This window comes from Streptomyces pathocidini, from assembly GCF_001418495.1.
Taxonomy (GTDB): domain Bacteria; phylum Actinomycetota; class Actinomycetes; order Streptomycetales; family Streptomycetaceae; genus Streptomyces; species Streptomyces pathocidini.
In genome coordinates, this window is record NZ_LIQY01000665.1 from 1 (window position 1) to 3,256 (window position 3,256).

The following is a 3,256-nucleotide window of genomic DNA, read 5'->3' on the forward strand; positions in this document are numbered from 1 at the left end:
CGGGATCACTGAATTTACATGTATTGCGGTCACTTGTTCCTTGACCCTCCCATTACAGGGGTGGGGGCCTGCGGTGCGGAGGGGACTGGCGGGGCATCTCGAACGTGACGGCACCTCGGTGTTGCCCATACTGACGGCCTACCATCAGCTACAGGCCGAATCGCTCTCCCAGGCGGCGTCAGTGGCCATGATCAACCAGTTACGAAAGGACACCCCGTGACCAGCTTCTCCCACCGGTGGGTCAAATCCTCGTACAGCGACAACGGCGGTCAGTGCGTCGAGTGGGCACCGGAGCACGCGGCAGCCACGGGTGAGTTCCTGGTCCGTGACTCCAAGGACCCGAGTGGTCCGGTACTGGGGTTCTCCGCTGACGCGTTCTCGTCCTTCGTGGCGGGCGTCAAGGCTGGAGAGTTCGGCGCCGTTTGACCACGCGGTCCAGCGCACGCGATTGCACGGTGGCAACGGCGGACGCCCCGTCGCACCCCCCCCGGGTTGGGAGGTACGGCGAGGCTTCTGCCGCGGGGCAGGTGAGGGGCCGATGCAGCCGGCCCGTACGCGAACAGGGCCGCCACAACGATGGTCCGGGATCGCCTCAGCAGGGCTTCGTGCGGAGGGACTTGAGGTGGGTCGCCGAGCGGTTGGCGAAGCGGAAGGAGTCGCCGGGGTTGTCGTGTTCGGCGATCCAGTGGTGCGGGTCGCGCCGCGAGACGCGTTCGACGCCGCCGATGAAGCGCTCGTAGTCGATGTCGCCGTCCCCGACGTCCGTCATCACGTAGCCGTCGCGCGTCGACAGGTCCCGGTCGCCGTCCTTCACGTGGAAGAGCGGGTAGCGGTGCGGGGCCTTGAGGACGTAGTCGATGGGGTCGAAGGGGGCGCGGACACCGTCCGGGCGCACGCTGAAGCGGTGCTGGGCGCAGAACGCCCAGTAGATGTCCATCTCCAGGTGGACCAGGTCCGGGTCGGTCTCGGCCAGCAGCACGTCGTAGAGGCGCACGCCCGGCTGGTCGGTGGCGAAGGAGAACTCCTCGGCGTGGTTGTGCTGGTAGAACTTCATGCCGCGCGCCCTGGCGGCGGCGCCGTAAGTGTTGAACTCCTCGGCGGCCCGCTTCCAGGCGTCGACCGTGGAGCCGTAGCGGAACGGCCCGCTGGCGGTGCCGATGTGCTTCAGACCGAGCGCCTCGGCGTCGTCGAGGACCTTCTCCAGCTGGGTGGCGAAGGTGTACGCGCCCGGGTCGTCCGAGTAGTAGCCGACGTGGCTGCCGACGGCCCTGAGGCCGTTGTCCCGTACCAGGCGGCGCAGTTGGGCCAGGGTGATCTCGCCCCCGCCCTGGGTGTAGCCCGCGAACTCGACCTCGGAGTAGCCGGCCCGCCGCAGCTCCTCGAAGACGGGCGCGAAGCCGATGGTGCTCACCTTGTCGCGGAGGCTGTAGAGCTGGATGCCGAGGGTGCCGGGCGGGACCACCGGCCCGCCGCGGCCGTGCGCGGCCTGGGCGGCACCGGCCGGAGCAGCACCGGCACCGGCACCGGCCTGGGCCGCCGAGGCCTCCGGGGCAGCGGCGCCGAGGAGCGCCGCGGCGCTCGCGCCCGCGGCCACACCGAGGAATCTGCGGCGGCGGAGGTCCTGGGCGAGTTCGGGGTTGCGGCTCACGGTGTCTCTCCTGTCGTACGGGTGGTGGGCAGGGCGAGTGCGAGTAGGAGCGCCTTGACGTCGGTGGCGGCCACCGGGCCGCCGGTGACGCCGGGTTGGGAGCAGATCAGCACCGGGCCGTCCTGCTCGCGTTCCGGGAGGCGGCCGTGGCTGCCACGCACGGGCGCGGGGTCGAGGGGGACGACCGCCATGCGGTAGCGCAGGCCGAGCTTCTTGCGGGCCAGCGCCTTGGCGGCCCGTACGCGCACATAGGGGTCGAGCGGGTCCATGAACAGCTCGGCCGGGTCGTAGCCGGGCTTGCGGTGGATCTCGACCTGACGGGCGAAGTCGGGCGCGCGGTCGTCGTCGAGCCAGTAGTAGTACGTGAACCAGGCGTCCGGCTCGGCGACGGCGACCAGGTCGCCGGAGCGGGGGTGGTCCAGGCCGTGGTCCTTCTTGCCCTTGTCGCCGAGGAGTTGGTCGACCCCGGGCAGTCCTTCGAGCACCTCCCTGGTCGCCTCCAGGTCCTCCGGGCGCCGTACGTAGACGTGGGCGACCTGGTGGTCGGCGACGGCGAAGGCGCGGGAGGCGGTGGGGTCGAGGTACTCCATGCCGTCCTGGGTGTGCACCTCCAGCAGCCCGGCGCGGCGCAGCGCCCGGTTGATGTCGACGGGCCGGGAGACGCGCGTGATGCCGTACTCGGACAGGGCCACCACGGTGCGGCCCTCGGCCCGGGCGTCGTCCAGGAGCGGGGCGAGCACGGCGTCGAGCTCGGCGGCGGCCTTTCCGGCGCGGGGGTCGTCGGGGCCGTGGCGCTGGAGGTCGTAGTCCAGGTGCGGGAGGTAGCAGAGCGTCAGGTCGGGGCGGCGGGTGGCGTTGACGTGCCGGGTGGCGTCGACGATCCACCGGCTGGAGGCGATGCCCGCGGTCGGCCCCCAGTAGGTGAAGAGGGGGAACGTGCCGAACTTCTCGGTGAGTTCGTCGTGCAGGTCGGCGGGCCGGGTGTAGCAGTCGGGCTCCTTGCGCCCGTCGGAGTAGTAGACGGGGCGCGGGGTGACGGTGAGGTCGGTGTCCGCGCCCATCGCGTACCACCAGCAGATGTTGGCCACGGTGTAGCCGGGGTGGATGCGGCGGGCGGCGTCCCAGAGCTTGTCCCCGCCGACGAGGGCGTTGTGCTGCCGCCACAGCAGCACCTCGCCGAGGTCGCGGAAGTACCACCCGTTGCCGACGACGCCGTGCTCGGCCGGGGGCGCGCCGGTGAGGAAGGTGGACTGCACGGAGCAGGTGACGGCGGGGAGCACGGTGCCGAGGGGGGCGTACGAGCCGGTGCGCGCGAGGGCGCGCAGGTTCGGCATGTGCTCCAGGAGGCGCGGGGTCAGCCCGACGACATCGAGCACCAGCAGCGGGGTCGGGGTCACGGCAGCTCCTTGAGGCCGAGGGCGGTCAGCAGGTCGCGGGCGAGGCCGAGTTCGGCGGCGATGCCTTCGGCCAGCCGGCCGCGGGTGCGCGGGCGCAGCTCGGGCGGGAGGGCCTGCCAGGTGTAGGTCTCGACCTCCAGGTGGCGGGTGAGCGGCACCGGGCCGCCGACCAGGCGGGTGAGGGTGTCGCCGAGCACCGGGAGGGTGGAGG

At 71.7% G+C, this 3,256-nt stretch carries 3 protein-coding genes and 2 pseudogenes; 2 read left to right on the plus strand and 3 right to left on the minus strand.

The window, feature by feature from the left end:
* Positions 1-91: 91 nt before the first annotated feature.
* A pseudogene (locus AOK16_RS28830) lies at positions 92-220 on the plus strand (DNA-binding protein); the annotation flags it as partial.
* Positions 217-426: a DUF397 domain-containing protein gene (locus tag AOK16_RS24240; protein WP_055474244.1), complete on the plus strand. Its 210-nt coding sequence runs from the start codon at positions 217-219 to the stop codon at positions 424-426. The pseudogene AOK16_RS28830 and the gene AOK16_RS24240, both read left to right, overlap by 4 nt.
* A gap of 166 nt (positions 427-592) precedes the next feature.
* On the opposite strand, the gene AOK16_RS24245 is transcribed toward AOK16_RS24240, so the two are convergent.
* The 3 genes and pseudogenes from AOK16_RS24245 to AOK16_RS24255 all read right to left on the minus strand — a co-directional run.
* Positions 593-1,648: a sugar phosphate isomerase/epimerase family protein gene (locus AOK16_RS24245; RefSeq protein ID WP_055474245.1), complete on the minus strand. Its 1,056-nt coding sequence runs from the start codon at positions 1,646-1,648 to the stop codon at positions 593-595.
* Positions 1,645-3,045 (minus strand): alkaline phosphatase family protein, encoded by a 1,401-nt coding sequence (locus AOK16_RS24250; protein ID WP_055474246.1) that lies wholly within the window; start codon positions 3,043-3,045, stop codon positions 1,645-1,647. Before AOK16_RS24250 ends, AOK16_RS24245 begins: the two co-directional genes overlap by 4 nt.
* A pseudogene (locus AOK16_RS24255) lies at positions 3,042-3,256 on the minus strand (metabolite traffic protein EboE); the annotation flags it as partial. The pseudogene AOK16_RS24255 and the gene AOK16_RS24250, both read right to left, overlap by 4 nt.